General features: G+C 63.8%; 27 protein-coding genes. 9 read left to right on the plus strand and 18 right to left on the minus strand.

What is annotated here, in order from left to right:
* Positions 1-126: 126 nt before the first annotated feature.
* A complete protein-coding gene (locus tag PV762_RS02185) occupies positions 127-2,325 on the minus strand; it encodes a glycoside hydrolase family 13 protein (protein ID WP_421033379.1) in 2,199 nt (732 codons plus the stop codon).
* Between the two features lie 270 nt (positions 2,326-2,595).
* Here PV762_RS02185 and PV762_RS02190 point away from each other — a divergent pair, with 270 nt between their 5' ends.
* Both PV762_RS02190 and PV762_RS02195 read left to right on the plus strand, forming a co-directional pair.
* Positions 2,596-3,303, plus strand: coding sequence for a hypothetical protein (locus PV762_RS02190; protein ID WP_421033380.1), 708 nt, complete (start codon positions 2,596-2,598; stop codon positions 3,301-3,303).
* Complete coding sequence (locus PV762_RS02195; protein WP_421033381.1) at positions 3,287-4,195, plus strand: hypothetical protein; 909 nt, start codon at positions 3,287-3,289, stop codon at positions 4,193-4,195. Before PV762_RS02190 ends, PV762_RS02195 begins: the two co-directional genes overlap by 17 nt.
* Positions 4,196-4,232: 37 nt before the next feature.
* On the opposite strand, the gene mltB is transcribed toward PV762_RS02195, so the two are convergent.
* From mltB to PV762_RS02230, 7 genes are all read right to left on the minus strand, one after another.
* Positions 4,233-5,486 (minus strand): lytic murein transglycosylase B, encoded by a 1,254-nt coding sequence (gene mltB / locus PV762_RS02200; RefSeq protein ID WP_421033382.1) that lies wholly within the window; start codon positions 5,484-5,486, stop codon positions 4,233-4,235.
* Between the two features lie 99 nt (positions 5,487-5,585).
* Positions 5,586-7,646: a transglutaminaseTgpA domain-containing protein gene (locus PV762_RS02205; RefSeq protein WP_421033383.1), complete on the minus strand. Its 2,061-nt coding sequence runs from the start codon at positions 7,644-7,646 to the stop codon at positions 5,586-5,588.
* Between the two features lie 153 nt (positions 7,647-7,799).
* Complete coding sequence (locus PV762_RS02210) at positions 7,800-8,519, minus strand: nucleotidyltransferase domain-containing protein (RefSeq protein WP_421033384.1); 720 nt, start codon at positions 8,517-8,519, stop codon at positions 7,800-7,802.
* Entirely contained in the window at positions 8,512-9,330 is an 819-nt protein-coding gene (locus tag PV762_RS02215; protein ID WP_421033385.1) for a CPBP family intramembrane glutamic endopeptidase, read from the minus strand. The genes PV762_RS02210 and PV762_RS02215 overlap by 8 nt, the downstream gene beginning before the upstream one ends.
* Positions 9,331-9,357: 27 nt before the next feature.
* Positions 9,358-9,549 (minus strand): hypothetical protein, encoded by a 192-nt coding sequence (locus tag PV762_RS02220; protein WP_421033386.1) that lies wholly within the window; start codon positions 9,547-9,549, stop codon positions 9,358-9,360.
* A gap of 239 nt (positions 9,550-9,788) precedes the next feature.
* Positions 9,789-10,811 (minus strand): DUF58 domain-containing protein, encoded by a 1,023-nt coding sequence (locus tag PV762_RS02225; protein ID WP_421033387.1) that lies wholly within the window; start codon positions 10,809-10,811, stop codon positions 9,789-9,791.
* Positions 10,808-11,761, minus strand: a complete 954-nt coding sequence (locus PV762_RS02230) for an AAA family ATPase (RefSeq protein ID WP_421033388.1) — start codon at positions 11,759-11,761, stop codon at positions 10,808-10,810. Before PV762_RS02230 ends, PV762_RS02225 begins: the two co-directional genes overlap by 4 nt.
* Before the next feature lie 141 nt (positions 11,762-11,902).
* On the opposite strand from PV762_RS02230, the gene PV762_RS02235 reads away from it, so the two are divergent.
* Positions 11,903-12,856, plus strand: a complete 954-nt coding sequence (locus PV762_RS02235) for a histone deacetylase family protein (protein ID WP_421033389.1) — start codon at positions 11,903-11,905, stop codon at positions 12,854-12,856.
* Here PV762_RS02235 and PV762_RS02240 read toward each other — a convergent pair.
* A complete protein-coding gene (locus tag PV762_RS02240) occupies positions 12,793-13,116 on the minus strand; it encodes a hypothetical protein (protein ID WP_421033390.1) in 324 nt (107 codons plus the stop codon). The two genes, PV762_RS02235 and PV762_RS02240, sit on opposite strands and share 64 nt — an antisense overlap.
* Here PV762_RS02240 and PV762_RS02245 point away from each other — a divergent pair.
* Entirely contained in the window at positions 13,106-14,434 is a 1,329-nt protein-coding gene (locus PV762_RS02245; protein ID WP_421033391.1) for a mechanosensitive ion channel family protein, read from the plus strand. The genes PV762_RS02240 and PV762_RS02245 overlap by 11 nt on opposite strands.
* Positions 14,431-14,925 carry a hypothetical protein gene (locus PV762_RS02250; protein ID WP_421033392.1) on the plus strand — a complete coding sequence of 165 codons (495 nt, stop codon included), beginning with the start codon at positions 14,431-14,433 and terminating at the stop codon, positions 14,923-14,925. Before PV762_RS02245 ends, PV762_RS02250 begins: the two co-directional genes overlap by 4 nt.
* Positions 14,926-15,045: 120 nt before the next feature.
* Here the strand turns inward: PV762_RS02250 and PV762_RS02255 are convergent, their stop codons facing one another.
* Positions 15,046-16,584, minus strand: coding sequence for a fumarate hydratase (locus PV762_RS02255; RefSeq protein ID WP_421033393.1), 1,539 nt, complete (start codon positions 16,582-16,584; stop codon positions 15,046-15,048).
* A gap of 400 nt (positions 16,585-16,984) precedes the next feature.
* Here PV762_RS02255 and PV762_RS02260 point away from each other — a divergent pair, with 400 nt between their 5' ends.
* Positions 16,985-18,016, plus strand: a complete 1,032-nt coding sequence (locus tag PV762_RS02260) for a tyrosine-type recombinase/integrase (protein WP_421033394.1) — start codon at positions 16,985-16,987, stop codon at positions 18,014-18,016.
* 111 nt (positions 18,017-18,127) lie between these two features.
* Here PV762_RS02260 and PV762_RS02265 read toward each other — a convergent pair whose 3' ends face one another.
* Genes PV762_RS02265 through PV762_RS02280 form a run of 4 tightly spaced genes read right to left on the minus strand, consistent with a single transcriptional unit; the run spans position 18,128 to position 19,592 of the window.
* Positions 18,128-18,331, minus strand: a complete 204-nt coding sequence (locus tag PV762_RS02265) for a hypothetical protein (protein ID WP_421033395.1) — start codon at positions 18,329-18,331, stop codon at positions 18,128-18,130.
* Between the two features lie 2 nt (positions 18,332-18,333).
* Positions 18,334-18,810, minus strand: a complete 477-nt coding sequence (locus tag PV762_RS02270; protein ID WP_421033396.1) for a hypothetical protein — start codon at positions 18,808-18,810, stop codon at positions 18,334-18,336.
* 45 nt (positions 18,811-18,855) lie between these two features.
* A complete protein-coding gene (locus tag PV762_RS02275) occupies positions 18,856-19,293 on the minus strand; it encodes a hypothetical protein (RefSeq protein WP_421033397.1) in 438 nt (145 codons plus the stop codon).
* 41 nt (positions 19,294-19,334) lie between these two features.
* Positions 19,335-19,592, minus strand: a complete 258-nt coding sequence (locus PV762_RS02280) for a hypothetical protein (protein WP_421033398.1) — start codon at positions 19,590-19,592, stop codon at positions 19,335-19,337.
* A 434-nt stretch (positions 19,593-20,026) separates the two neighbouring features.
* On the opposite strand from PV762_RS02280, the gene PV762_RS02285 reads away from it, so the two are divergent.
* Complete coding sequence (locus PV762_RS02285; protein ID WP_421033399.1) at positions 20,027-20,542, plus strand: hypothetical protein; 516 nt, start codon at positions 20,027-20,029, stop codon at positions 20,540-20,542.
* A 959-nt stretch (positions 20,543-21,501) separates the two neighbouring features.
* On the opposite strand, the gene PV762_RS02290 is transcribed toward PV762_RS02285, so the two are convergent.
* The gene (locus PV762_RS02290) at positions 21,502-21,783 is read right to left on the minus strand and encodes a hypothetical protein (protein WP_421033400.1); all 282 of its coding nucleotides are present in this window, start codon (positions 21,781-21,783) and stop codon (positions 21,502-21,504) included.
* Between the two features lie 30 nt (positions 21,784-21,813).
* On the opposite strand from PV762_RS02290, the gene PV762_RS02295 reads away from it, so the two are divergent.
* On the plus strand, positions 21,814-22,212 hold the full coding sequence (locus PV762_RS02295; protein ID WP_421033401.1) for a hypothetical protein: 399 nt from the start codon (positions 21,814-21,816) through the stop codon (positions 22,210-22,212).
* 94 nt (positions 22,213-22,306) lie between these two features.
* Positions 22,307-23,260, plus strand: coding sequence for a toll/interleukin-1 receptor domain-containing protein (locus PV762_RS02300; RefSeq protein WP_421033402.1), 954 nt, complete (start codon positions 22,307-22,309; stop codon positions 23,258-23,260).
* Between the two features lie 574 nt (positions 23,261-23,834).
* Here the strand turns inward: PV762_RS02300 and PV762_RS02305 are convergent.
* The 3 genes from PV762_RS02305 to PV762_RS02315 form a co-directional block, all read right to left on the minus strand.
* On the minus strand, positions 23,835-24,449 hold the full coding sequence (locus PV762_RS02305; RefSeq protein ID WP_421033403.1) for a hypothetical protein: 615 nt from the start codon (positions 24,447-24,449) through the stop codon (positions 23,835-23,837).
* A gap of 1 nt (position 24,450) precedes the next feature.
* A complete protein-coding gene (locus PV762_RS02310) occupies positions 24,451-25,071 on the minus strand; it encodes a hypothetical protein (protein WP_421033404.1) in 621 nt (206 codons plus the stop codon).
* A gap of 31 nt (positions 25,072-25,102) precedes the next feature.
* Positions 25,103-25,447, minus strand: a 345-nt coding sequence (locus PV762_RS02315; RefSeq protein WP_421033405.1) for a hypothetical protein, incomplete at its 5' end; no start/stop codon positions are given.

Raw genomic sequence — 25,447 nt, forward strand, 5'->3', positions numbered from 1 at the left:
TGGGCGCTCCGCGTTGTTGCGAATCCTCGCCATAGCGCCGCTATGGCTCCGGTTCGCGCCTAGCGGAGCATCCCAAATCGGGGCCGCGTCACTATGTCAGACGAGCGGGTGAAACGCGTCCCCGCCTCAGTCCCCAATCAGCACTCGCCCCGTCATCGGGGCGATTTCAATTAACAGCTTGCCGTTGGCCGCCGCCCTTATCGTCGGGCCGGGCGTCATCGCATCGATGAAGGGCGTGCCGCGCAGCGCGGGCGGCAGCGTCAACTCGACGCGCAGCGGCTCCGCGGCGTTGTTCATCGCGACGATGGCGTTGCGCTGACCGTCCTGGCGCAGCAGCACGATGACGTGCTCGTCCAGCCACAGCGGCGCCGACAAGCTGCCGTGCCGCAGCACCGGCTGCGCGTGGCGCATCGCCACCAGGCGCTTGAACTGCTCGCGCAGCGCCAGGTCCGGCTGGCCGCCTTCGTCGGCCCACGGATAGGGCGCGCGGTTGTACGGGTCCTCGCCGCCGCCCAGGCCCACCTCGTCGCCGTAGTAGATCGTCGGCGCTCCCGGGTAGCTCATCTGGAAGAAGACCGCCAGCAGCAGGCGGCGTTTGGCCTCGGCGATCTTCTCCGGCGGACTGTCGTCGCGCACGCCGAAGTGATGCAGCGCCCGCGGCTGGTCGTGCGAGGACAGCAGCGTCATCGACGCGAACAGCGACGGCGCCGGGTAGGACTCGCGCAGCAGTTCCAGGTTCTGGTAGAGCCGTTCCGCGTTGCCGCCGGCCGCGTAGTCCAGCACCGTGTTGCGGAAGATGTAGTTCATCGTCGCGTCGAAGGTGTCGCCGAGGAAGAACTTGCTCGCGTCGAACCAGGTCTCCGCGATCGTCAGCGCGCCGGGCTGATGGCGCTTCACCGCGACGCGCCACGCGCGCCAGAAGTCGTCCGGCACCCACGGCGCCACGTCCATGCGCCAGCCCGCCGCGCCGCGGTCCAGCCAGAACTGCATCACCCCGTCGCGGCCGAACGCGTAGTCGCGGAACGCGCGGCTGGACTTGTCGAGCTCGGGCAGGTCCTTGATGCCGATCCAGGCGGCGTACTGGTCGTCGGCGTTCGGCTTGGAGAGGTCGAACTTGAACCAGCTCGCGTAGGGCGACGCCGGGTTGGGCTTGCCGTTGTCGAAGGCGCCGCCGGCGGGGAAGTTGCCGAAGCGGTTGAAGTAAGGCGAGTCCGCGCCCACGTGGTTCAGCGAGGTGTCCGGGATCACGCGCAGGCCGCGCTTGCCGGCCTCGCTGGTGAGGCGCTCGAAATCGGCGTTGCTGCCGAAGGCCGGATCGATGCGCTTGTAGTCGCCGGTGTCGTACTTGTGGTTGCTGGCGGCCTGGAACACGGGCGTCAGGTAGAGCGCGTTGGCGCCCAGGTCGCGCAGGTCGTCGAGCTTCTCGATGATCCCGGCAAGGTCGCCGCCGAAGAAGTCGTTGTTGTAGACCGCGTCCGAGCCGTCGCCGCTGCCGGGCTTGTACGGCCGGTCCAGCCAGCGCGGATGACGTTCGATGCCGTGGTCCTGGTACTTCGCCTTCCCGACCTCCGGGTCGTTGGACTTGTCGCCGTTGCGGAAACGCTCCGGGAAGACGTAGTAGTAGACGAGATCGCGGGCGAAGTCCGGGACGGCGAAGTCGGAGGCGTGGATGGTCTGCCGGTAGCGGCGGATCGCGAAGGGCGAAATCGGCCCTTTGGCATTGGGCCCTTTGGCATCGGGTCCCTTGGCATCGGGTCCCTTGGCATCGGCACCTTCGGGCAGCGGAGCGACCGCGGCCGGGCCCATCGAGCCCTTCTCCTTGGTCCAGTAGATGGGGTCGGCGTTGTTCTGCACGACGTAGCGTGCGCCGCCGATCGTGGCGACGAAGTAGTAGCCGTAGACGCCCGGGCCGCCGAAGCGATGGCGCGCCTTCCACAGCTCGCGGCCGGCGGCGGCACCGACGCCGGTGCCGGTCTTGTGCAGCGGCACGCGGGCTTCTTCGGCGTAGGCGATCAGGTCTTCATTGCCCTCGACGCGGCGTCGCTCGACCACCAGTTCGAGCTTCTCGACGCCGGGCAGGGCGGTCAGCTGGAAGTCGACCCAGGTCTTGGCGGGCTGGGCGCCGAAGGGCTTCTTGAATTCCGCGAGGCGCGAGTCGTAGCGCAGGCTGGCGGCGATGGGCGACAGCGCGGGCGCGGCGGGCGATGACGCTGGTGATTCCGATGCATCTGCCCCAAGTGGCAGCGACGTTTGACCGGACGCGAGCAGCGGCGTCAGCACCGCGACGCATGAGATGCGGTAAAGAAGTCGAGGCAGGGCTGTCATGGGCAGACGCTATCGCGAAGCGAGGCGCAGCGATGCTGGTGTTCATCCGCATGCCGGGGTGTCATTCGCAGGACTTGTTGTCTATGCGAATGCAGGAACTCGCGATCGGGTCCGCTCAACTGACGTGCCCTCATCAAGCCATCGTCGGAGATCGCGGTTGTGCCCCTGCTCCCTTCCATCCCTTCCTGGCGTCGAGCGGGCATTTTCCTGACGGCGCTGTCGTGGTTCTGCCTCATGGAGCCCGCAGTGGCGGGATACCGCGAGCAACGCGTGCAGACCGCGCTGGGCACCTATGTCCTGCGTAGCGATGCCGACGACGACAAATACCTTGAAGATTGGTCGTCGTCCGTGAGCGCCTATGGCGCGGATGGTCGCGAGCTTCTGTTTCAGGAGCCGGGACTGGTAGTCGGCTGCTGGGAGTTTTCACCGGGGGCAGTCGAGGTCACCGGAAGGTCGGGGACACGCGTCCGCGTGGTGTTGCTGTGCGGCTCGCCCGGCGGCAGTGGGCGGAATGAAACCCTGGTTGCCATTCGCGATGGAACTGCGGAAATCGACCAATTGAGCGTCGGCAACGACGCCGCCACGCCGTTGCCCACCTCGGACGGGAGGTTGATCGTCAATGGGTTGTATCGCCAGGACGTTCCAGGTATTTCCAGTCTGATGTGGGTCCCGATGCAGTTCGAACTCAATGTCGATGCCAAGCCGATTCGATTCGAATCGACCAGGGGTGGCTTCGTCGATCCGTCGATCCGTTTGACTCTGAAGGAGATGCGCCAGACGCTGTCTTCGTCCGAAGACGCGCAAGCGTATTTCGCCTCTGCTCATGCCGTTCTCGGAGCGCGGGCCTGCGCCCACCTCCACTCAGATCTTCCAACCCTCTGGAAGTTGTTGGGCGATCCGGAGCTAGCTGCTCTGAATCGCTGGGTCGCATCCAGATTCTCCTTGGAGGAGTGCTCACGCCATGAAATCCATCATTGAAAAGCAGCGCGAAACGGCGGAAAGAATCGTCGCCTATGGACGCGAAAACGGAGTCCAGCAGCATCTGATCGATGCAGCAGTGAAGTTTGCGTACTTTGAATCGAAGCTTGGAGTGAAACTCAAGAACAAGAACGCGTTGGGCATCTTCCAGTACATGCCTCAACGTTGGAAGGAGCGCCATGAAAAGCTGCTGGGCTCGGACAGGATGTCTCCGAAGAATCAGATCGTCGCGATGTTCCGTGACCTTCACGCGTACGAGAAGCGCTACAACGACCTGTCCAATCCGGCGATTCCGCGGGAGTCTGTGACGCTTGAGCAGTACCTGTACATCAAGCATCACGATGGTACGAACAGCGAAGAGTTCCTGCCGGGGCTCAATCGGTTTCGGGAGCCCAACGGGCTGATGGTCTACCACCGCGACAACCCTGGGTATGACGCCACCTTGTATGTTAAGCCGCTAAAAACCAGCACCGCGCCGATCCGCAATCCGTGGGAGATCACCTTCGGACTGCCGGCCGGGGGGATGGGGAATGGGTTCGAGCTGCCGGTGGCGCTGACTTTCCCGCCCTATGAGCTCTCGGTGACCGCCTACGGTCCGCCGACGCCGGCCGGACGTGTCTGGTCAACCCAGTCGTTGCCCTGGCCGGGGGGCGACAACCCTTGGCGCACGCCTGAGCCGCACTGGGCTTCGGAGCGCCGCTCCTACCTCGACACCCACCACTACGACCCGAACGGTGCTTCGGTGTCCACGCGTCACCGCTTCAGGCGCTCGGTCGGCGAGATGACGGAAGCGATGGCGAGCGCCGCACCGCCCGTGGCCCTGGGTGCTGGGGCTTCGGATCCGGCGACATCGATCTCGCGGCACGCGCCGCTGCTGACGGTCCAAGCCTGATCGATCCGGCGAGCCAGCCCGTGCCGCGGCGTTCGCCTCAGTTCGCGCTGGCCGCTCCGGGCGCTGGCGCCGTCGGCGTTGCCCCGGTCGCCTTCCTCCAGCTCGCCAGCGTGTTGGCGAACTCGATCACCGCCATCGCGTAGTAGCTGCTCTGGTTGTAGCGGGTCACCGTGTAGAAGTTCTGCGTGCCGGCGACGTACACCGGCGCGGCGCCGCCCATCTGGAGCTCGATCAGCGCCAGCGGCCCGTTGTGCGCGCGGCCCTGCGGCGAGAGCTGCGCGCCGACCGATTCGAACTGTCGCGCGTCGAGCTGCGGCAGCACGTCGCTGATCAGCAGCTGCGCGCGCGCCGCCGTGTCGTTGGGCACCTGCACCTCGTAGTGCGTCGGCATGCCGCGCTGCCAGCCGTGTTCCTTGAGGAAGTTGGCCACCGAGCCGATCGCGTCGACCGGGCTGTTGATCAGGTCGACGTGGCCGTCGCCGTCGAAGTCGATCGCGTAACGGCGCCAGCTGCCGGGCATGAACTGGCCCCAGCCCATCGCGCCCGCGTACGAGCCCTTCATCGCCATCGGATCCAGGCCGTTCTCGCGCGCCAGGATGAGGAACTGGCGCAGTTCTTCCCGGAAGAACGGGCTGCGGTCGCGCGCGCCGGGCGGCAGCGGCGACGGGTAGTCGAAGGCCAGGGTCGCCAGCGCGTCCAGCACGCGGAAGGAGCCCATGATGCGGCCGTAGAAGGTCTCCACGCCGATCACCGAGGCGATGACTTCCGCCGGCACGCCGTAGATCGCTTCGGCGCGCGCCAGCGTCGCCTCATGCGTGGCCCAGAAGGCCAGGCCGGCTTGCAGCCGCTGCGGTTCGACGAAACGCTGGCGGTACGCGCCCCAGTCCTTCGCCTGCCCCGGAGGGCCGGGCAGGATCAGCCGCTGCACCGTCGGTTGCGGCCGCGCCAGCGCCAGCACCGCGCGCAGTTCCTCGCGGCGATAGCCGAGCGACTCGGCCTGTGTGTCGGCGAAGGCCATCACGTCGGCGCGGTCGCCGTATTCGGGCAGGACGACCGGCTTCTTGACCGGCTTCTTCGCCGGCTTCGTCGCAGTCGCGGTGGCAGGCTTCTTCGTGGAGACCGGTCTCGACGCGGCATGCGCCTTGGCCGGCGGCGTCTGCGCCACGTTCAGCGTCTGCGCGGCGGCCGGTGCGGTCGCCAGTGCGGCGATCAGCGGCAAGGCGGCCATCGACGCCTGCAGGCAGGCACGGAGCACAAGGCGGTGGGGAGAGGAACGGCGGACTGCGGTCATGCGGGCTGTTAGGCGGACTGGTAGGCGGGCTGGTACGCGGGCAGGAGGGATGCCGGCAGGAGGGATGCCGGCAGCAGGGTGGGCCGGCGGGCCCATCGATCAACGGGTCAGGACTTGCCGGAGCTCGGCGCACTGCGCCGCGAACTGGCGCTGCCATTGTGACGTGGCCGCGGCGAGGTCCTGGCGATAGCGCTGCGCTTCCAATTGCAACAGCGAGGCGGCCACGGCCTCGGCCCGATCGCCGTGGCGTTCGACAAGCGAAGTCGCCCAGCGACGCGGCGTGTCGTCGTCGCGCGTGGCGAGGCCCAGGCGGTCCAGCTCGCGGCGCACGCGCAGGCGCTGTCGCGACCAGGGGTCGTGCGGCCGGCGCTGCCACGCGGCCACGCCGGCGGCGATGGCCGCGGTGGCCGTCAGCAGCGCGCCCGCGACCTGTCCGAGCGTGGTCCAGTCCGGGTCGTCGAAGCCGAGCCGCTTGAGCAGGCTCATCTGGTCGCCGGTCGAGAAGTTCAGCACCGTCTGCTGCCAGCGGTTGTTGATCCCTTCCCAGACGGCGCGCAGGTCGGTCAGCAGTCCGGGTCTCAACTGGTCGATCGCGCCGGTGATCAGACCAGGCTCCGGGCGCAGCCGCCCGCCCTGCACGCGATCGGGCGAGATGGCCGCGGTCGGGTCGGCGCGCTGCCAGCCGCCCGAGGGGCTCCAATACTCGGCCCAGGCATGGGCCTGGCTCATGCGCACGACGAGGTCGCCATCCTGCAGATTCTGATCCGCCCCCTGGAAGCCGGTGACCAGACGGGCGGGCACGCCCGCCGCGCGCATCAGCACGACGTAGGCGGCCGCGAAGTGCTCGCAGAAGCCGAGCTTGCGGTCGAACCAGAATTCGTCGATGGCGTCCGGCGTCGTCTCGCCGTAGACGCCCGGGGTCAGCGTGTAGCCGTACCCGTCGCGGCGGATCTTGGTCAGCAGCTCGCGGTTCACCGACTGGGCGAGGACGTCCTCGCCCGACGCGGCGAAGCGCTCGCGCAGCGACGCGCCGTAAGCCCGGGCGCGCGGGTTGAGGTCGGGCGGCAGGCTCAGCGACTCATTGCGGTCGGCGCGGCTGAGCCGCGTGCTCGGCGTCGCGCGAGGCCACGCCTCGTGGCGGAAGCGCAGCACCTCGGCGACCGGCATCGGCACCTGCCACTGACCCTGGGGCGCGCGGGTCGCGCTCAGGCGGCCGAGCGGCAGCTGAGCGCCGGTCGCGCCGGGGCTGAACTCCAGCATCGGGATCACGGCCACGCGCAGCGGGTCCATCGTGACCTCGTAGCGGAACACGGGACCCGCGAGCGTGGGCGCGTCGTCGCCCGGCGCCCAGTTCACGCGCGGGGCGGTCCAGGTGCGGCCGTCGAAGCGCGACAGCACCTGGGCGCGGAAGTACAGCTGCGGCTGGGGCGGCGGCGGGCCGTCGAAGCGCAGCCGCATCGCGATGGTCTCGTCGCTGGCGACTTCCGCGAAGGCGCCGAAGGTCATCGAGTCCGACAATCCGGTGCGCGCGCCCGAGTCCTTGGGCAGACCCCACAGCGGCGGGAAGCGCGGGAAGAGCACGAACAGCGCGACCATCACCGGCAGTCCGATCAGGGTGTTGCGGGCGGCGATGCGCGCGGCGAGCTTCAGGCTGGGGACGCCCTGCGGCATCTGCGCCAGCACCAGCGCCGACAGCAGGGCCCAGACGCAGCCGATCATCCAGAACGCGACCAGGGGCGACTGCGAATACAGGAATTGCGTCAGCACCAGGAAGAAGCCGAGGAAGAACACGACGAAGGCGTCGCGTTTGGCGCGCAGCTCGAGCGTCTTGAGCGCCATCAGCATCGCGAGCATGGTGATGCCGGCCTCGCGGCCGAGGATGGTCTTGTGGGTGGCGAAGGTCAGGCCGATCACGAGCGCGAGCACGGCCAGCAGGCTCCACCGGCCGGGGAGCGCCTCGCTGCGCCAGGCCAGGCGCGCGCGCCAGCCGAGCATCAGGGCGGTGAGCAGGCTGCACCACCACGGCAGATGGCCGGCATGCGGCACGAGCGTGGCCGCGATGATCGCGAGCAGGAACAGCGTGTCGCGCGCTTCGCGGGGCAGGGGGCTGCGGTGCTTGATCGAGCCGCCTGCGGCGGTCGGGGAGAGGGAGGCGCTCATCGCGTCGGCGTCGGCCGCGCGAAGTCTCGCGGCGGCGACTCAGAGGGATTACTTGGAAGGACGCAACGTAGCACACCTGGGGTGAGCCGCCGAGCCGCACGGAGAAACGACGACGAGACAGGTCGGGAGAAAACTCCGTACGCGCCCAGACGCTCAGATGACGGGAAGTGGCATTCGGATCGTCCCCTCCAACGCGGCACGATGCCCTTCGCGCAATGGTCCGCCCAGTTGGTTGAGGAGTCGTCCTGCCGTGGACAGCAGCGGATCGTGCTTGCCACCGACGGCGGCCTTGATGGCGTCGGTCAGTTCAGCGAAGTAGGCCGGGTCATGGTCGCGCAGCCGCGCGATCGCGTGGGACTTCCTGAAGCCGCCGGCGCCGAGCAGGCAGAGCAAGGTCTGCTGGATCACGTTGTGGAGATCGAGGGCGACGGCGGTCCCCTCGACAGGATCGTCGCATTGCTTCAGGTCGTCCATGAGGCTGGTCAGCACATGACGGAAGTCGTGCCTGTCCGCGAGAAGCGGGCCCGCGTTGCGGATGCGTTTCGCGGCGGTCTTCAACAGATCGGAGCGCGGCGTGGGCGCGGGAAGCACGCGGGAGGTCAGCACGATGTCCAGCATCACGTGGTTGCGACCCGTGCGACCGCAATGGATGAGGCCGTTCAGCGTCTCGATGTCGTATAGCCAGCTATCGAAGAGTCGTCCCTGCCACCGCCTCGTCTCGCGAAACGGATGAATGGCTTCGGGGAATACCAGCAACAGGTCGATGTCCGAGTGCTCCCGGGCCGTGCCATGTGCGGTGGACCCGAAGTGCAGGAGGAACTCGAAGCCGGGGTAATGGATCCGGGCGAACTGAAGCAGATCCTGTTCAACCATGAGCGACTCCGGCGGTGAAAGGCTGACGCGAGAAGCGCGAGTGCTGGATGGCGAGAAACACCGCCCAGCAGGCGAAGGCGGTCGCAGCAGCCATGCGCCCGTGCGCTTTGCCGAAGTTGTCCGCCACCAGCATCGGGTAGAGCTGTACCCCATCGATGGCGATTCCAAAGACTGCGCCGCTCAGCACGTTGTAGGCAAAGTGCAGGGAGATGACGGACCAGAGCGATCGGGTTTGGAGATAGATCAGACTCAGCACACCACCGGCGAAGGCTGCGTGAAGCAACTGTCCGATTTCAAAAGTCCCTCTGTCCAGATGAAGAGCCGTGAACAGGCTCAATTGGATCGTGAACGCGACCGGCGTTCCCACGACTTGAGCCAGGCGATCCAGCAGGACGAATCGGAAGAGCACCTCTTCGAAGACGGCGGTCCCAACTCCGAAAGCGGTCAGGTAGCCGAGCTGCGTCCAGGTGAACCCTTGCCAGAGGATGTGCGTGTTGGATGTCGCGATCAAGGCGCCGACTCTCGTCATGATCACGGTGGTGGCGATCGCCAGGGGAAGAAACAGTCTTCCCTTGCGCGTTTGCACGCATGCAGTGCGTCGACGTGCGTCGGGGAAGATCACCCAGGCCAGGCCGAAGATCATCAATGCGCGGGCGATTCCCGCCCCGGCCACCCGATGATCATCCCAGGGCGGGGGGAGCAGGTCCCAGGCCTGGAGGGTCAGCCACGGAGCCATACCGCCGGCGAAGAGCACCATCAGGACGACCCGGAGTGCGATACCGGCCCGCGCGAATGTCAGTCGTACATGCATCGCAATCTCCAGGTCGTTAGTGGTCGATCAGAAGGCGTTGTCGTACTTCATGGCGAAGTCAAAGCAGTACAGGCCCCAACCGCCAGCGGCCTGGCACTGCGCGCCTAGCCAATAACGTTCGTTGGTGATCTCCCCCCAGGAGTTGGTGCCGGGGATCCGGGTGGCCGCGGCATCTCCGCCCGACACCAGTTCGAGTTCATGAAGTTCAAGTTCACGCATGTGGATTTCCAGGAAGGGCGCGTGAAGGGTGGCGCCCGAACACCGACCCTGTTTGCTTCGACATCGTTCTGATGAAGGGCGCGCAACAAGGTCGATGCACAGTTTTGCGGTGCCAGGTCTTGCCATCTATGGCTGATGGAGGTGGACCTTGCAGCGAGTGCCAGCAGATTGAGCCAGCCGACCTACTGATTCATGTGGTCGTCGGCATTGGTCGCGCTTCCCAGCGCAGCGACCTTGAACTATTCCTGGATCAACGCCAACGCTTCCATGCACACCCGGAAATGATCCGGGCCCAGGTCCGGCTCGATGGCGACGTCGCGCAACTTCAGGCCGTAGGGCAGGCCCTCTTCCTCGGCGCGCTGCACCCAGGCGGTCAGGCGCGAGACGCGGAGCTCGAACGGCAGCCCGCGCGTCGCCGCCAGGTCCAGCCATTGCTCGCTGGCGCGGCTGCCCAGGCGCTCGCGCACGAGCAGCGCCGCGCCGCCTCCGCCGCTGCCCGACGGCGGCTGCGGTTGCGCCAGCGCGAGCGCCGACTTCTTCCACAGGATCTGACGCGGCGAATCGCCGTGCCGGTACGGTCGCAGTCCCGGGTCGTCGCCCAGGCCCGGCTGGCCCTGGCCTTGCGGCAGGCCTTCCTCGACCGCGGCGGCGGGCGGCGCGTCGAGTTCCGGCGTCGGATAGACCCAGGCCTGCGCCGCCGGGCGCCAGTAGCTCCAGGTCACGAACAGGCCGAAGGGGAAGTGCGATTCGATGCGCAGCCGCGGCAGCGCATGCCGGCCGCGGGTCGGGAAGGTCACCTGGAGGTGCAGCTGGGCGTGGCCCTGCGCCGGCACGTCCGCATAGGCCGAGTCCGCCGTCTTGGAATCCGGCAGGCGCAGTCCGATGCCGAAACGCGCCGCGCCGGTGTTGTGCAGCCGGATGTCCAGCGCGAGCGGCTGGCCGGCGTGGGTCGCCGGCGGCGTCTTCAGGTCCAGCTTCAGGCCGCGCAGGTTGGCGTGCGTCGCGTTCATCGACGCCATCCCGGCGCCCGCCAGCACGAAGGTCAGCAGGTAGCCCAGGCTCAACTGGTCGTTGATCGACGCGAGCAGCAGCACCCCCAGCGTCGCGACGAAGGCGGCGCCCGGCCGGCTCGGGATGATGTACAGGTTGCGCTGCGTCAGCGCGGTGGTGTCGCTGGGCGGATGGCGGCCCTGCCACCACGCGTCCCAGCGACGCTGCCACGGCCAGCGGATCGCCGGCAGCTTCAGCGAGGGGAGTTTCACGGCAGCGGCACCGCGGCCATCATCGCGCGGACCTGCTCGCGCGCACCCCGGGCGCTGCCGCCGCGCGGCCGCAGGCGGTGCGCGATGGTCTGCGGCAGGATCGCCTGCACGTCGTCCGGCGAGACGTAGTCGCGCCCGCTCAGCAGCGCCTTGGCTCGCGCCGCGCGCAGCAGCGCCAGGCCGGCGCGCGGGCTCAGGCCTTCCTGGAACCACTCGCCGGAGCGCGTCGCCTCCAGCAGCGCCTGCAGATAGTCCAGCAGCGCCGGCGAGGCGTGGATGCGCAGCACCTCGCGTTGCAGCTCGCGCAACTGGTCCGGCGTCATCACCGGCTTGAGTGCGCGCAGCAGCTCGCGGCTGTCGCCGCCCATCAGCAGTTCGCGCTCGGCCTGGCGGTCCGGATACCCCAGGCTGATGCACATCAGGAATCGGTCCAGCTGCGATTCCGGCAGCGGGTGCGTGCCGAGCTGCTCGCTCGGGTTCTGCGTCGCGATGACGAAGAAGGGCAGCGGCAGCGGATGGGTCGTGCCGTCGACGCTGACCTGGTACTCCTCCATCGCCTCCAGCAAGGCGCTCTGCGTCTTCGGACCGGCGCGGTTGATCTCGTCGGCCAGCAGCACCTGGCTGAACACCGGCCCCGGATGGAACTGGAACGGGCTGCCGCCGGCCGCCTGCGCGCCCGGCTGGTAGATGTTGACCCCGAGCAGGTCGGACGGCATCAGGTCGGTGGTGAACTGCACCCGCGAGAAGCGCAGCCCCAGCGAGATCGACAGCACGTGTGCCAGCGTCGTCTTGCCGACGCCGGGCAGGTCCTCGATGAGCAGGTGGCCGCCGGCCAGCAGGCAGGCCAGACAGTCCTCCGTCTGCGCCTGTTTGCCCTTGATGATCGTGCTAATCTGCCGGCGCAGGTCGGCCAGCGGCTGGGAGGCGAGGGTCGGAGCGTCGGTACTCATCGGCGCACGATATCTCAGAATCCGTTCGCTCCGACGAAGCGCCGCAGATGCCCTGACCGTGCCCCGACCCCGCCCCCGAATGCGCTCCCGAATGCGCCTCGATTGCGCCCCGGACACGCCCCGACCGTGCAGAAGCCGACCATGAGCACCGCCTTCATCAGCCACCCCGACTGCCACCGTCACGACATGGGCGCCGGTCATCCGGAGTGCCCGCAGCGCCTGGGCGCGATCGAGGACTGGCTGATCGCGCACGGCGTCGACGTCGCGCTCGACCGCCACGAGGCGCCGCGCGCCGAGCTCAAGTCGCTGGAGCGCGCGCACTCCGCCCGTTACGTCGCCGAATTGAAGGCGGAGCTCGAAGACCTCGAGCAGCAGGCGAAGCAGGGCGTGCCCAATCCGATGAAGGCGCTGGATCCCGACACCTGCGCCAACGCGTTCACCTGGTCCGCGGCGCTGCGGGCGGCGGGCGCGGCGGTAGCGGCGACCGACCTGGTCGTCGACGGCCGGGCCGAGAACGCCTTCTGCGCGGTGCGCCCGCCCGGCCACCATGCCACGCGCGACCAGGCGATGGGTTTCTGCTTCTTCAACAACGTGGCCGTCGCCGCGCGGCACGCGCTGGACGTGCGCGGCCTGGACCGCGTGGCGGTCATCGACTTCGACGTGCACCACGGCAACGGCACCGAGGACATCCTCGCCGGCGACGACCGCGTGCTGATGGTCAGCATCTTCCAGGACCCGCTGTACCCGTACTCCGGCAGCGACCCCAAGGGCGCGAACATGCTCAACGTGCCGGTGCCACCGTACACGCGCGGCGCCGAAGTGCGCGAGATGATCGAGTCGCTGTGGATGCCGGCGCTGGAGCGCTTCAAGCCGCAGATGATCTTCGTGTCGGCGGGTTTCGACGCGCACCGCGACGACGAGCTGGCGCAGCTCGGTCTGGTCGAGGCGGACTACGAATGGATCACGCTGCGCATCATGGACGTGGCCAGACGCCACGCGAAGGGCCGCATCGTCTCCTGCCTGGAAGGCGGCTACGACCTGGGCGCGCTGGCGCGCAGCGTCGGCGTGCACCTGCGGACGCTGGCCGGGATCTGAGCCGCCTGAGCGACGCCTGAGCCGGCGTCGGTGTCGGCGTCGGTGTCGGCGTCGGCGTCGGCGTCGGTGTTGGTGTCGGTGGTGTTGGTGTCGGTGGTGGTGGTGGTGGTGGTGGTGGTGGCGGTTCCGGAGCCGGCCCGCGGCCCGGCGCGACAATCGCGCCCGCAACCGCCGACGCGCTCCCCGCCACACAGTCCGTCCCGCGACTGAACGGCCCGGCGCGCGCCGGCTCCCGAATTGTTTTCCTTCTTGAGCGTCATCTTGGGCAACACCACCCCTCTCAACCCCACCCTCAGCCTGCGCGAGCTGGAGTCGCTGCTCGCGATGCTGGCACGGCCGCAGGCGCTGATCGAGGTCGGCCTGGTGCTGGCCTGCCTGGCGCTGTCCTGGCTGATCGTCTACCGCATCAGCAAGCATGTGACGGCGGCGCCGGGACATCACTCGGTGCTGCTGGGCCACCGAATCTTCGACGGCGTGCTGTTCCCGGTCATCGCGCTGCTGCTCGCGCTGGGCGCGCGACGGATGATGCCCCTGCTGGGCGAGCCGGTCGCGCTGTTCCGCGTCGTCATCCCGGTGCTGCTGTCGCTGGTGGTGATCCGGCTGGTCGCGCGCGTGCTGCGGGCGACGATGCCCGATTCCATCGGCATCAAGCTGCTGGAGCGCAGCGTCTCCTGGGTGGCGTGGCTGGGCTCCATCCTGTGGATCGTCGGCGTGCTGCCCATCCTGATGGGCGAACTCGACGAATACAAGCTGGCCTTCCTGCCGAAAAACGCGAAGGGTGAATCGACCACCGCCTACGACCTGCTGATCGTGACGCTGCAGGTCGGTGCGGTCATGCTGGTGGTGCTCTGGCTGTCCTCGGTCGTCGAGTCGCGGCTGCTGCGCGGCAAGTCGGTGCTGGACCTGTCGATGCGCAAGATCGCCGTCAACCTCACGCGCACGGCGCTGCTGGTGATCGGCGCGATGGTGGCGTTGAACACGGTGGGCCTGAATCTGAGCGCGCTGTCCTGGCTGGGCGGCGCGGTCGGCGTGGGGCTGGGCTTCGGCCTGCAGAAGATCGCGGCGAACTACGTCTCGGGTTTCATGATCCTGGCCGAGCGTTCGCTGCGGATCGGCGACATGGTGAAGGTCGACAACTTCGAGGGACGCATCAGCGACATCAAGACACGCTACACGGTGATCCGCGCGCTCAACGGCCGCGAGGCGATCGTGCCCAACGAATCGCTGATCACGACGCGGGTGGAGAACCTGTCGCTCGCCGACCCGCAGGTGAACGTGTCGACGGTGGTGCAGGTGGCCTACGGCACCGACGTGGACGCGCTGTTCCCGCAGCTGATCGAGGAGATCAAGCGCGTGCCGCGCGTGCTGTCCGAGCCGGCGCCGTCGGTGTCGCTGAGCAACTTCGCGGCCGACGGACTGGAGCTGACGATCGGGTTCTGGATCTCGGATCCGCACAACGGGCAGGGCGGGGTCAGGTCGGAGGTGAACCTGGCGATTCTGCGGTTGCTGAATCGCCTGGAGATCGATATTCCGTTCCCGCAGCGGGTGGTCACGATGGTGGAGCAACCGCGGCCATGAAGAAGCTGTTCTCGTACTCGTTCGATCTCACGCCGCCCAAGCCGAAGCGCCACGAATACGCCTACAACGAGTTCAGGATCAGCCTGCCCCTGCACTGGCGACAGTACCCGACCCCTGAAGAGAGGACGCTGCACTTCCAATCGGATACCGCCCAAGCCGCGCTCACGATCTCCGTCAGCTTCTATGAAGTTCCGGACGACAAGGCGCAGCGCATCGCGGAAAAGATGCTCGACGCGCGGCTCGAGGCGTTTCAAAGCGGCGTGCAAGGCAAGGTCGAGGTGCTCCGCCGGACGATCGCGCCGCATTCGAGCGGTGCCGGCTTGGAGATCTCCTTTGTGGGGGAGGCCGAAGGGGAGAGCGTCTACCTCTATCTCGGCTTTGTGACCGCTCGCAAGATCCTGAATTTCGCGCTCGTGTGCCGGCCGGGGCGAGAAGAAGCCGCGGACCTGTTCAACGAGATCATGCGGGATTTCCACCCCCTGTTGCCTTGAGCGATGGCTTAACGCTCGTTGCTTGATGCCATCTGCGTCCCGCGTTGCACGAAAAAGGCCACCCGAGGGTGGCCTTGCCGTTCGTGATCGCGATGCTGGTGATCGCGAGGGGGAGGGCGTTCAGCCCGCCGCCACCGGGATCTTGATCGGCTTGCCCGCGGCGATGCGCTGCTGCCACTCGGCCGGGCCGGTGATGTGGGCGCTGGTGCCGCCGGCGTCGACCGCCACCGTCACCGGCATGTCGACCACGTCGAACTCGTAGATCGCTTCCATGCCCAGGTCCTCGAAGCCGACGACCGTCGCGTGCTTGATCGCCTTGGACACGAGATACGCCGAGCCGCCCACCGCCATCAGGTAGGCCGACTTGTGGTTCTTGATCGACTCGATCGCGATGGGGCCGCGTTCGGCCTTGCCGATCATCGCGATGAGGCCGGTCTTCTCCAGCATCATGTCGGTGAACTTGTCCATCCGCGTCGCGGTCGTCGGGCCCGCCGGGCCGACCACCTCGTCGCGCACCGGATCGACCGGGCCGACGTAGTAGATGACGCGGTTGGTGAAGTCCACCGGCAGCGGCTCGCCCTTGGCCAGCATGTCCTGGATGCGCTTGTGCGCGGCGTCGCGGCCCGTCAGCATCTTGCCGTTGAGCAGCAGCGTGTCGCCCGGCTTCCAGCTGGCGACCTCGTCCTTGGTCAGCGTGTTCAGGTCGACGCGCTTGCTCTTGTTGTAGTCCGGCGCCCACTGCACGTCGGGCCACAGGTCCAGGCTGGGCGGGGTCAGGTAGCTCGGGCCCGAGCCGTCCAGCACGAAGTGCGCGTGGCGCGTGGCGGCGCAGTTCGGGATCATCGCGATCGGCTTGGAGGCCGCGTGCGTCGGATAGGTCTTGATCTTGACGTCCAGCACGGTGGTCAGGCCGCCCAGGCCCTGCGCGCCGATGCCCAGCGCGTTGACCTTCTCGTACAGCTCGATGCGCAGCTCCTCGAGCTTGTCCTTCGGACCGCGCTCCAGCAGCTCGTACATGTCGATGTCGTCCATCAGGGCTTCCTTGGCCAGCAGCGCGGCCTTCTCGGCCGTGCCGCCGACGCCGATGCCCAGCATGCCCGGCGGGCACCAGCCCGCGCCCATGGTCGGCACGGTCTTGAGCACCCAGTCGACGATGTTCTCGCTCGGGTTGAGCATGTAGACCTTGCTCTTGTTCTCCGAGCCGCCGCCCTTGGCCGCGACGATCACGTCCACGGTGTTGCCGGGCACGACCTCCATGAAGATCACCGCGGGCGTGTTGTCCTTCGTGTTCTTGCGCTCGAAGATCGGATCGCTGAGCACCGAGGCGCGCAGCTTGTTGTCCGGATGGTTGTAGGCGCGGCGCACGCCTTCGTTCACGGCGTCCTGGATGGAGCCGGGGAAGTCGCCCCAGCGCACGTCCATGCCGATCTTCAGGAACACGTTGACGATGCCGGTGTCCTGGCAGATCGGACGGCGGCCTTCGGCGCACATCTTCGAATTGGTCAGGATCTGCGCGATCGCGTCCTTCGCGGCCACGCTCTGCTCGCGCTCGTACGCGCGCGCCAGATGCTGGATGTAGTCGGCCGGGTGGTAGTAGCTGATGTACTGCAGGGCGGCAGCGACGCTTTCGACAAGGTCGGCGTAGCGGATGGTGGTCATGGTCTTTGCGGTCCTCAAGGAGCAACCGCCCATTATCGCAAGTGCCCCGACACCGTGCTGACGCGGGGAAGCGCCGTGGTCAGGTCCTCGCACGGTTCCTGAGGGGCCTCGCACACTTGCGCAGCCTCCCAGAGGGGCAAGGGCTCGTTGCATTCCTACAAAACCACCCGCTAGTAGCTTTATGCACAAGCCAGGTTTTGCACACCATTTGCACAAAATGGCTTCGGCAATCCGCTCAGGTATCCCGAGGTTGGGCAACTGACTTCGCGTCGCTCGTTGAGTAATCCGCTTGCAATCAGCTTCGAGAATCAGGTTGGTTTACTGGGTCTCAAGAAGTGCTTGATCCTAGCCACGGTGGTTGGAGACTTGCGCAAGTCACATACTGCAACGCGACTAAACCATGTCCCTTACCCTGCGCAACGGAACTTGGCACTTCCGCAAAATGATCAACGGCCAGACCGTGGCCCGTTCTACCAAGACCGGCGATAAGAAGCTGGCCGAGCAAATCGCTTTGAAGATCGAAAGCGAATTCGTCACCTCGGTGGTAATTCAAGGCGTCAAGCCAGTCCGCTTGTACGAGGCAATTACCGCGTTCCTTCGTGCTCGCAAGGGTTCAGGCGGATACGAGAACGCATGTACGCATCCAAACCACTGGAAACGGCTGCTTTCGTATAAGCCGGTCAAGGATGTCCAACTATTCGAGGTTCAGGCGGCACTTGCAGGCCGTCGCGAGGAAGGGGCGGCCCATAACACCGTGTCGGTGTTCGTCAGCTACTGGAACGGGCTTCAGAACTTCTGCAAGGAGCAGGGCTGGACTTCTGGTCCCAAGATCGAAGGGCTCAAGGCGCAGAAGACACGGATTCGCGTGTTGACGAAGGACGAAGAGGAGCGCCTGTTCGCTGCCATTGATCCTGATGCCGTGTATCGCGGTCGGAACCGGATCAAGACCTTGCAGCGTCAGAACAACGTGGATCTGCTCGTCGTGCTGTTCATCTTGGGTGTTCGCCTCAACGAGGCCCAGAAGCTGCGCTGGTCGCAAGTTGACTTCAGCAGGCGTGTCGTGGACATCAAGCGGAGCAAGCAAGGCGTTGACTCGTCGTTGGTCATGACCTCGAAGTTGCATGAGACCTTGCTTCGCCGGTACGAGCTTTACCGCGAGTCCGGCTGGGTGTTCCCGACCAAGACCGATCACAAGGTCAACACGGACTGGATTCGTGACGCTGTGAAGAGGGCAGGGATTGATGAGTCAGCGGGGAAAGTGACGCTCAACACCATGCGCCATTGCTTCGCAACCCGGTTGCTGCGTGGTGATCTATCGCTCGTTGAGGTGCAAGCCATGCTGGGCCACAAGAACATCCAGAGCACCATCGTCTGCGCGCACGTCCAAGCCTCGTCAGCAGCTATGAGGGCAGCGGAAGTCTTGGAAGGCTAAATAGATGCGAAGCGCAAGCTTCGTCATGAACGCATAGTTTGAGATCCTCCTAGTAAGCAAAAAACCCCTGGTCGCAAGATCAGGGGTTCTTTGTTTTTGGAATCTTGACGCTTACTTGAGGTCCAGGTCCCAATCAGCTTTGGCCGCGTGCTGGATGTTGTTGAACATGTACTCCATCTTTTCCAGATCCTCGTCAACGAAGAGCTGCTGGTCTTCGTCTTCCGTGGTTTCTGAAACATGCTCCAGGTGTTGCTGGTAGTGCTTCAGCGCTTTCCAAAGAATGTTGTATTCGCTGACGATAAGCTTGACGGCCATTACTACACTCCCACAGTGATTAGTTGGACTCGTGCGGGGTCCATACCGAGTTCTTCGAGGGCGCCGAGGTATTTCCGCAAAGGCATGGTTTTCGCCGGCGCCAGCATGTAATGTCCATCATAGCCCGGTCGCATGTCCTTCGCGATCACGATTTCATCGGGCAATCTGGAACCCTTCTTGATCTTCCAGACCTTTTTGCCGGGCTTCTGCATGGTCTTGGTAATCTTGTCCGACGCCGAAAAACCGTTGCCATTCGCAATTGCTACTTCCACGCCGTTTTGAAATCCGATGGGAACATCTACCCGCGCGCGATCTTCGCCAAAGTTTGGCCAGCGGGCATTACCCATGCGGTAAAGGTCTTTTGCAAACTCCGTGACATCCAGGATGTACAGATCCTCTGGTGCAATCATCAACGCTCCCTGTTGGTAGACCAACGAATGTAGGGAGCCGTCAATGGCTGAACCCATGACCATCGTCATCGAACATGGGCATCGGAAACAGCTTGATGCGAATCTCAACGCGGCCTAATTGGCCTTCTGCTTGAACCCCCGCACTACCCAGGCAGCAATCCAGCCCAATCCGTAGAGCAGCAGAATGCCGACAAGCCACAGACCTAAGAAGGCCGCCAGCATCTGCACTTGCGTGCCACGCAAGGCCGATTTGGCCTCAGGCAGCAGTTCCGCGATACGTTGCTGAAGGCTGCGTTGCTCAGCAGGCGTTAGATCGCGCGACTTGATCTCACAAGCTACATGTTCGTCATAGTTTGGCAACGGTCCCCGCTCAAGGATGCAGTCGAGAGCTCTCTTCTGATCCGGCGCTCGAAGTTCAGAGGTGGCCTGGGCTTCCGCATTTCGCCTTGCGCTTTGGTCGCCAGGAACTTCCTTGGAGAAGCCGACAAGAGTGAACGCCAGCCAGACTGCCGAAAGCACCACCCATAGGCGTTGCCAGCCGTTCAGCTTCATGTGCGCTCCCTCAACTCGTCGTTTTGTGAGCGCAATCGTACTCAGGCCAATGTTTCCAGTTCAGCCAGGAAGTCCCTCGCTTGGGTGCTCATGGGCTCGTGCTTGGGCTTGTCTTCCCGACCAGGACCATGAGGCCATGCCCAGATCGTCTGCTCGTACTTCCGGCAGACCTTCCGTTCCCACTCTTCTTCCTCGCCGGTGATCAGCATGCCGCGCGTCTCCACCTTCACGATGCGAGCGCTGAACAGCTCCACCTGCGGCATCGTGTGGTTGCCGAGCGGCATGAGGATCGCAGTCACGCGCCCGCGGCCATCCCTGCCTTCGTACTGTCAACTCGACAGTGCTGTGTTGGTTGTCCACCAGGAGCCAATCCTCACGACTGAAGCTGGCGGCCAGCCAAGCGGCAACGTCCAGCATGGCGGCTATCGCCTGCGCTTCAACGTCAGGGACTTCAACGCCGCTCACATCGGCGGAGAAATGCCAGGTGCCGTTGGGTGCGCGCTCTTTCTAGCTGAACTTCAGCGGTGCCGGGGTGGCCGAGGAGGCGGCGAGGTTCTGGGTGGTGGGGTGGGATGCCATGTGTTTTCCTTTTTGTTGGCGTGGAGCACCGTGCTCCGAGACGGATGCTCGCCGATCACGGCACGGCTGTCGAAATTCGAGACGAAAAAGTGTCTGACGCGGTGGCGCGACTTTGAAATTCGACGGCGCGACGCGTCCTCGCTAGCATCGCCCAATGACCGTTGGACCCGACATCACCGAGGCCTTGGTAAAGGCTGGTTCGTTCCGCCATTCCGCTGGCTTCGGAAAGCGCATCGAGTACTGGATCATTGGCCGGATGCTGAAGGAGGGGATGGACGTTTACGTTCCCCTGGTGGATGACCATGCCGTTGATGCAATCGTCCGGCGTCGAGATGGCAGCATCGCGTTGGTCCAGATAAAGGCGCGCTCCAGCACCGTGAAGCTTGGCGACGCCGCATTGTTTGCAGCGATCACGCATGAGCACCGCGAGGATTACTGGTTCGTCTTCTATTCGGAAAGGCTTGACGCAACATGGCTGATGACCTCGCAAGAGTTCATTGACGAGGCCGTGCAGAATAAAACCGGCAAGAACGTTGGCTTGCGAGCAGTTTGGTTCAATGGAACGAAGAAGCATCCGGAAAGTGGCGTCCGGACAGAGTATGCAAAAGAGCGCTATAAGCAATATCAGGTTGAGACCTTCTCGCGGCTTGCCTTAGGTGCGCGCGGCTAAGTCTTATTGCAATTCAGACGGACCGCCGTTATAAATAGATTTGAAGACAGCCTGCACGTTGTCACAGTACCGTTTTCAAGTTTCGTTGACCCAGGTTTGTTGGTCAGCAAAACACTGAAACCCCTAGTTTATGCGGGGTGCACTGGACTCCATAAAGCGAGAAGGCCCGTAGGGGCCTTTTTTCATGGGCGGAGCGCTAGAGCTGGCCCGGCTCGACCTCGACCAGCGCTAGAACGACTAGCGGTTCACTGCCGAGACAAAGCAGAACGTGACGTGGCAGGACAAGGATGGCAAGGACAACTACACCACCGAGATCATTGCCATGCAGATGCAGGGTCGCGCTCTTGGATCGCAAGAAGCGTCCCTCGCTTCGCGGGCAACCAGCGCAAGTTCGACCACAAGGACGTTGACGTCTGACAGACGACTTTCCGTGATCACGATCCGCTTCGACCGCGTGCGGTTCCACGGCGCCTGTCGAGGTTGGAACCGGGGTGGAACGATGTCCTTCGAGAGGGCAGCGCCTGAGTTGTGGACGCAATCTGAGCCTTCCGGTAGTTTCATCTCAGGTCGCAAGCGGTCCGGAACGGCGACCCCTGTCTCCGTAGCATTTGTACAACCCATGGTGCAGAACTGAGCCGTGCTGCGCCATACCTGGACCGGGGCCGTATCCGTGGAGGTGCGCCGCATCGGTAGAGTGATGTGCATTTCCTACTGCTCGGTGCAAGTCGACGGCTTCGCGGCGGCACATTCGTTGCGCAGAAGGCAACGGAAAACGTTCCTCTAGACCCTCCGTAGCATTATCAGCATGCACTCGAAAAACGCCCCTCGCCGCAGGTCGAAGCCGAAACGCGTCGTCATGGCTAAAAGCCAACCCTATACGTTCTTGAAGGGCCGCGAGTTGCAGGCCTCCCAAGGAGTAGAAATGGACCGTAAGTCGTTGATTGAAGTGGCTTCGGCGCTCAAGCCCGGAGATCGCTCGCCTGGGTTCTGATGCGCCCACAGCGCATAACGGGGTACTCCACCGACAGGTCGAATACCGCGTTGCTCATGTCGCGGAAATAGCCCTTGTCGCGCGACTTCAGAACGTAGTCTGCTGGAATCTCTGGAAGGACTTGCTGGAAAATGTCGAGCTTGCCGCTGTTGCGGATGTCCTCGTCACGACTAGCGAGCTTATCCAGTGTGTCCTGGGATACCTCGCCGATTGCGAGGCCCTGGACACTGGTTGGTTTGTTGGTTGTCATTTAAATACCTCAAATGAAGTCGAGGTATTTATGAATTCTAAGCTTTTCCTGAACTGGCGGTACTACCGCCGCATGGACTTGCAGAACGAGAATCGGCGCCGGTTGCGGAAACTCGGGTGGCCCGATAACTTCTTCGAGCCAGACTTTTGGGAAAAGGAACTGGCCGCACGCAGGCGCGAGCTCGAAATGCTGGAATGCTTGGAAGCGCGCTATTCAGCGGGGGGACTGGGCGTGAACGTGCCCTGGCCGATGGTGTTTGCTGCTTGGCGCAAGCAGATCGAGCATCCGTTGCACTTTGCATCGCAGGGGCGTCGTCCGCGCTGGATGGACGCGCTCAACGACGCGGCAAGCGACTGGCGGCAGCGAGAGCGAGGAAGCCGGGTTGAGTCGTGGCGTCGCTATCGGGCAAGGCAACGCCTGAAGCGGTGAGCGTGGTCCCGCCAATGTGCGGGGTTTGCTCCGGATGAAGATTCGTCATAATGAACCGTGCCTCGCCGCACTACTTCAAGAGGGAGAACAGAACATGCAGGTATTTGTCAGTTGGTCCGGAGATCGTAGTCGTCTTATCGCGGAAGCACTTCGCGCATGGTTGCCAAAGGTAGTTCAATCGCTTAAGCCGTGGATGTCTGCTGAGGACATCGGTGCGGGCGCGCGATGGCTGACGGAAGTTTCTGCGACCTTGAACTCGGCAACGATTGGGATAATCTGCGTTACCCCGGAGAATCAAAATAATCCTTGGCTGCTTTTTGAGGCCGGGGCGTTGTCTAAAACCCTTGATCAGACTTGTGTTTGCCCACTTCTCCTAGAGATGAGCCCCGGGCAGCTGAACGGACCCCTCACGCAATTTCAAGCTCAAACTCTCAATCGCGAGGGTGTTGGTAAGGTATTGGCTACTGTGAACAAGTGGCTGGGTGAAGGCCGAATCGACGCGCAACAGCTTGAGGAAATTGTCGACGTTTGGTGGCCAAAGCTGGCAGAAAAGATCTCGGCTTTGCCGCCCGCATCATCACCCGTTGCTACGCGTACCCCGGGCGATCAGTTGGAGGAGATTTTGAGTTTGACCCGGGAAAATCTGCGCCGGGAAAATCTGAGACTTGAGTCTTCCATGGAGCGCGACCAAAAACTTGACGCCATGCTCAATTTCGTGGATTACGCACAGAGCATCATGGCCGCAAGTCAGGGAGGCATTATGAAGATGGCAAGTCTTGTGTCGAAAAAAGTGGGGAGCGAGCCGTCGGAGCAGACGAATGAAATGAACGAGTCAGTTGTCGCGATGATGCGCGCATTGCCTGATAGCTCTGCAATCGGGAACATGGCTCAATTTACTGCTGGTCTGCGCGAACTCCAAGATAGAGATAAGGCGCGAGTCGAGAGCATGCTTGCGGCTAGAGTTCTAAATCCTTCCGAAGCCGCAAAGGGAGCTGCGAATCCTGGCGATCAAGCAAAAGCTCGCAGCCCAGGGGACTCACCTGAATGACGCGGCGCACGAAGCAGCAGCCAAGACAAGCGACGTGACGTTTTCGGGATCGAGAGTCCCAAATCATTCACAGGCTGTTCACTGAGGCAGTTGTTCACAGACGATGGGCTGTGAACAGGTGGGATTCTTCAGAGCCCACAGGAACCTACGTGAGGTCGTGCATGTGGCCTGTGAAGGTCAGAGCACCGTTGCAATAGAACGCGTATTGCTACGTCGCTCCAAACGCCTTTGAAAACAAGAGCCTGCGTGCGGGTGCCAGGTCTTGTGCAGATCCTGCGCAACTGGCCCTCGTTGGCAATGCTGCACCCGCGGGAGCAGGGGCAGACCTGGAAGCGGGCGCAGCTCTCGTGCTTGCCTTGCCCGAGGCGTCACCAGAACGACGTGGGAGCGTCTGACTGCTGGAGTTCAACACGAGGTAGCTGAACGTCAATGATTGCTGCCAGGGACGACCTGATGCGCTTCCCAGCGCTTCGTTGTGGGGCCACTACGATCCTGAACAACCTGTGAACAGGTTCAGCTGGGCAGTAGCGACAGGTGACAGGTTTGGGGCTTCGCAGCACGTTTCCCATCAAGGCTAAGCGCCGATGGTGGGCATGTGAGACTTGAACCTGTCGTTGAGAGCCTTCTGTTGATCAACAAAGTAATTCACAAGATTGGTCGCTTGGACACGAAGTTTGCCGCGTTCAACGTCGTGGTCTTCGTCCTCTATCTCAAGCCGCTTCGCCTCTAGAAGCTGCGCTTGGTCGTACAGCTCCTGCATGTAGCTGGCAAGCTTCTCGTTGAATAGCCATCTCGTCCCCAGAGTAGCAGTTAGGAACTTTGCAGTGCCTTCCTTGCTGGTGTTGCCGCTCATCACTATGTCGCCGATGAAGATGCGCGTCGCGTCGTAGATCTCAAATCGCTTCTGAAAGAGACTGAAGCGGAGAGTGTCGTGTGATGTCCTCCATTGCCGCCAGGCAATCAGGCCGGCAAGCGCGGTGAGCACGCATGTAGTGATGGCTGTGAAAATCTGCAGCCCATCGGGGTCTGGAGTCTTCTCGATCTGAAGTACGAGAGGATGGCTGGAGCTGGTGCCTGGTGCCGGAGGCGGCAGGTCGAATCGCTGAACGGCTGGAGTTGCCGGGATTGATCCAGGTTGCGGTGCGCTTCCTGCACTCGATGTGCTCGGCGGTGCGGTCTTGGTCACCATCTTAGTGAGTCAGGTGAAGGAAAGGCGTCATCTTCTCCCTGAGGACGTCCAACTGATTGTCAAACCACCTCTTTGCGGTCTCCTGTTCATCGGAGAGACCATCAAATGATCCATCGCCTTTCTTGATAGCTTGCATCATTGCATGTTGCAAGGACATCACCTTCGCGACGTGCTTGAACAGCTCGTCAACTATGTAAGTCTGAATCGCCTCATCGAACATGAACTCGCTACCTGCGAGTTCTCCAATCAGCTTCTGGACTTCCTTGTCGCTGTGAACGTCCTCCGTTTGCATCTTTACGATGAGCTTAGCTGCGGCGTTGAATGCTTTGAAGCGCTTATCGAACAGGTCCAGTTTCAGCTTGTTCTTTGCCGTCTCCGCTGATGCTGTAGCTGTTCTCCATTGCCTGTACTGGATTGTCGCTGCGATCGCTGCCGCGATCACGGCTACAACTGGAGTTCCAATCGCCTGGACGTAAGTCGTCCAGTGGGGATCGAACGGCTTCCCGTCAGGCACCTTGGCAATCTCGATGGTCAGCGCCTTGGTCGTCGTGATGTCTACCGGGATGGGTTGGGACGCGATGATCTGAGGCCCGCTTGCTGCGAGCGCTGCCTGTGCTGGCATGTGGTTCTCCCCCTCTTGGTTCTGGGAGAAATTATGCGGGTGGGGGCAGGACGGGGATCAGGTCCGGCTGAAGCAAGTTCCTCGATCCGCTTCGGGTCAGGTCGCCAGAGGCTTGTGCAGCCCTAGCGATGGCAAAGCGGCTTGCAAGCCAAGTCTGTACGGGGTGGTAGTAGTGCGCTCCTAAAGTCCACTTCTCATGCCCGCTGCGACCATCCATGCTGATCTGGCTGCGGCCAGGGCCGTCATGCGAGTAGAGCGGGAGCATCAGGCAGCGCTTGGCGTCCGCCTCGATGCAGATGAAGAAGTGGTGGCCGGTGACCCATCGATCTGCTGGGCCAGTCGGCTTTGCGCCCAGCCCAAGGAGCGTCTTCGGGCA

Source organism: Mitsuaria sp. CC2 (assembly GCF_048957715.1).
In the GTDB taxonomy this organism is placed as follows: domain Bacteria; phylum Pseudomonadota; class Gammaproteobacteria; order Burkholderiales; family Burkholderiaceae_C; genus Roseateles.

Bases quoted from the DNA above. Each gene is read 5' to 3' on its own strand.
- PV762_RS02185 (WP_421033379.1), bottom strand. From the start codon at position 2,325: ATGACAGCCCTGCCTCGACTTCTTTACCGCATCTCATGCGTCGCGGTG.
- PV762_RS02195 (WP_421033381.1), top strand. From the start codon at position 3,287: ATGAAATCCATCATTGAAAAGCAGCGCGAAACGGCGGAAAGAATCGTC.
- mltB (WP_421033382.1), bottom strand. From the start codon at position 5,486: ATGACCGCAGTCCGCCGTTCCTCTCCCCACCGCCTTGTGCTCCGTGCC.
- PV762_RS02205 (WP_421033383.1), bottom strand. From the start codon at position 7,646: ATGAGCGCCTCCCTCTCCCCGACCGCCGCAGGCGGCTCGATCAAGCAC.
- PV762_RS02210 (WP_421033384.1), bottom strand. From the start codon at position 8,519: ATGGTTGAACAGGATCTGCTTCAGTTCGCCCGGATCCATTACCCCGGC.
- PV762_RS02215 (WP_421033385.1), bottom strand. From the start codon at position 9,330: ATGCATGTACGACTGACATTCGCGCGGGCCGGTATCGCACTCCGGGTC.
- PV762_RS02220 (WP_421033386.1), bottom strand. From the start codon at position 9,549: ATGCGTGAACTTGAACTTCATGAACTCGAACTGGTGTCGGGCGGAGAT.
- PV762_RS02230 (WP_421033388.1), bottom strand. From the start codon at position 11,761: ATGAGTACCGACGCTCCGACCCTCGCCTCCCAGCCGCTGGCCGACCTG.
- PV762_RS02235 (WP_421033389.1), top strand. From the start codon at position 11,903: ATGAGCACCGCCTTCATCAGCCACCCCGACTGCCACCGTCACGACATG.
- PV762_RS02240 (WP_421033390.1), bottom strand. From the start codon at position 13,116: ATGACGCTCAAGAAGGAAAACAATTCGGGAGCCGGCGCGCGCCGGGCC.
- PV762_RS02250 (WP_421033392.1), top strand. From the start codon at position 14,431: ATGAAGAAGCTGTTCTCGTACTCGTTCGATCTCACGCCGCCCAAGCCG.
- PV762_RS02255 (WP_421033393.1), bottom strand. From the start codon at position 16,584: ATGACCACCATCCGCTACGCCGACCTTGTCGAAAGCGTCGCTGCCGCC.
- PV762_RS02260 (WP_421033394.1), top strand. From the start codon at position 16,985: ATGTCCCTTACCCTGCGCAACGGAACTTGGCACTTCCGCAAAATGATC.
- PV762_RS02265 (WP_421033395.1), bottom strand. From the start codon at position 18,331: ATGGCCGTCAAGCTTATCGTCAGCGAATACAACATTCTTTGGAAAGCG.
- PV762_RS02270 (WP_421033396.1), bottom strand. From the start codon at position 18,810: ATGACGATGGTCATGGGTTCAGCCATTGACGGCTCCCTACATTCGTTG.
- PV762_RS02275 (WP_421033397.1), bottom strand. From the start codon at position 19,293: ATGAAGCTGAACGGCTGGCAACGCCTATGGGTGGTGCTTTCGGCAGTC.
- PV762_RS02285 (WP_421033399.1), top strand. From the start codon at position 20,027: ATGACCGTTGGACCCGACATCACCGAGGCCTTGGTAAAGGCTGGTTCG.
- PV762_RS02290 (WP_421033400.1), bottom strand. From the start codon at position 21,783: ATGACAACCAACAAACCAACCAGTGTCCAGGGCCTCGCAATCGGCGAG.
- PV762_RS02295 (WP_421033401.1), top strand. From the start codon at position 21,814: ATGAATTCTAAGCTTTTCCTGAACTGGCGGTACTACCGCCGCATGGAC.
- PV762_RS02300 (WP_421033402.1), top strand. From the start codon at position 22,307: ATGCAGGTATTTGTCAGTTGGTCCGGAGATCGTAGTCGTCTTATCGCG.
- PV762_RS02305 (WP_421033403.1), bottom strand. From the start codon at position 24,449: ATGGTGACCAAGACCGCACCGCCGAGCACATCGAGTGCAGGAAGCGCA.
- PV762_RS02310 (WP_421033404.1), bottom strand. From the start codon at position 25,071: ATGCCAGCACAGGCAGCGCTCGCAGCAAGCGGGCCTCAGATCATCGCG.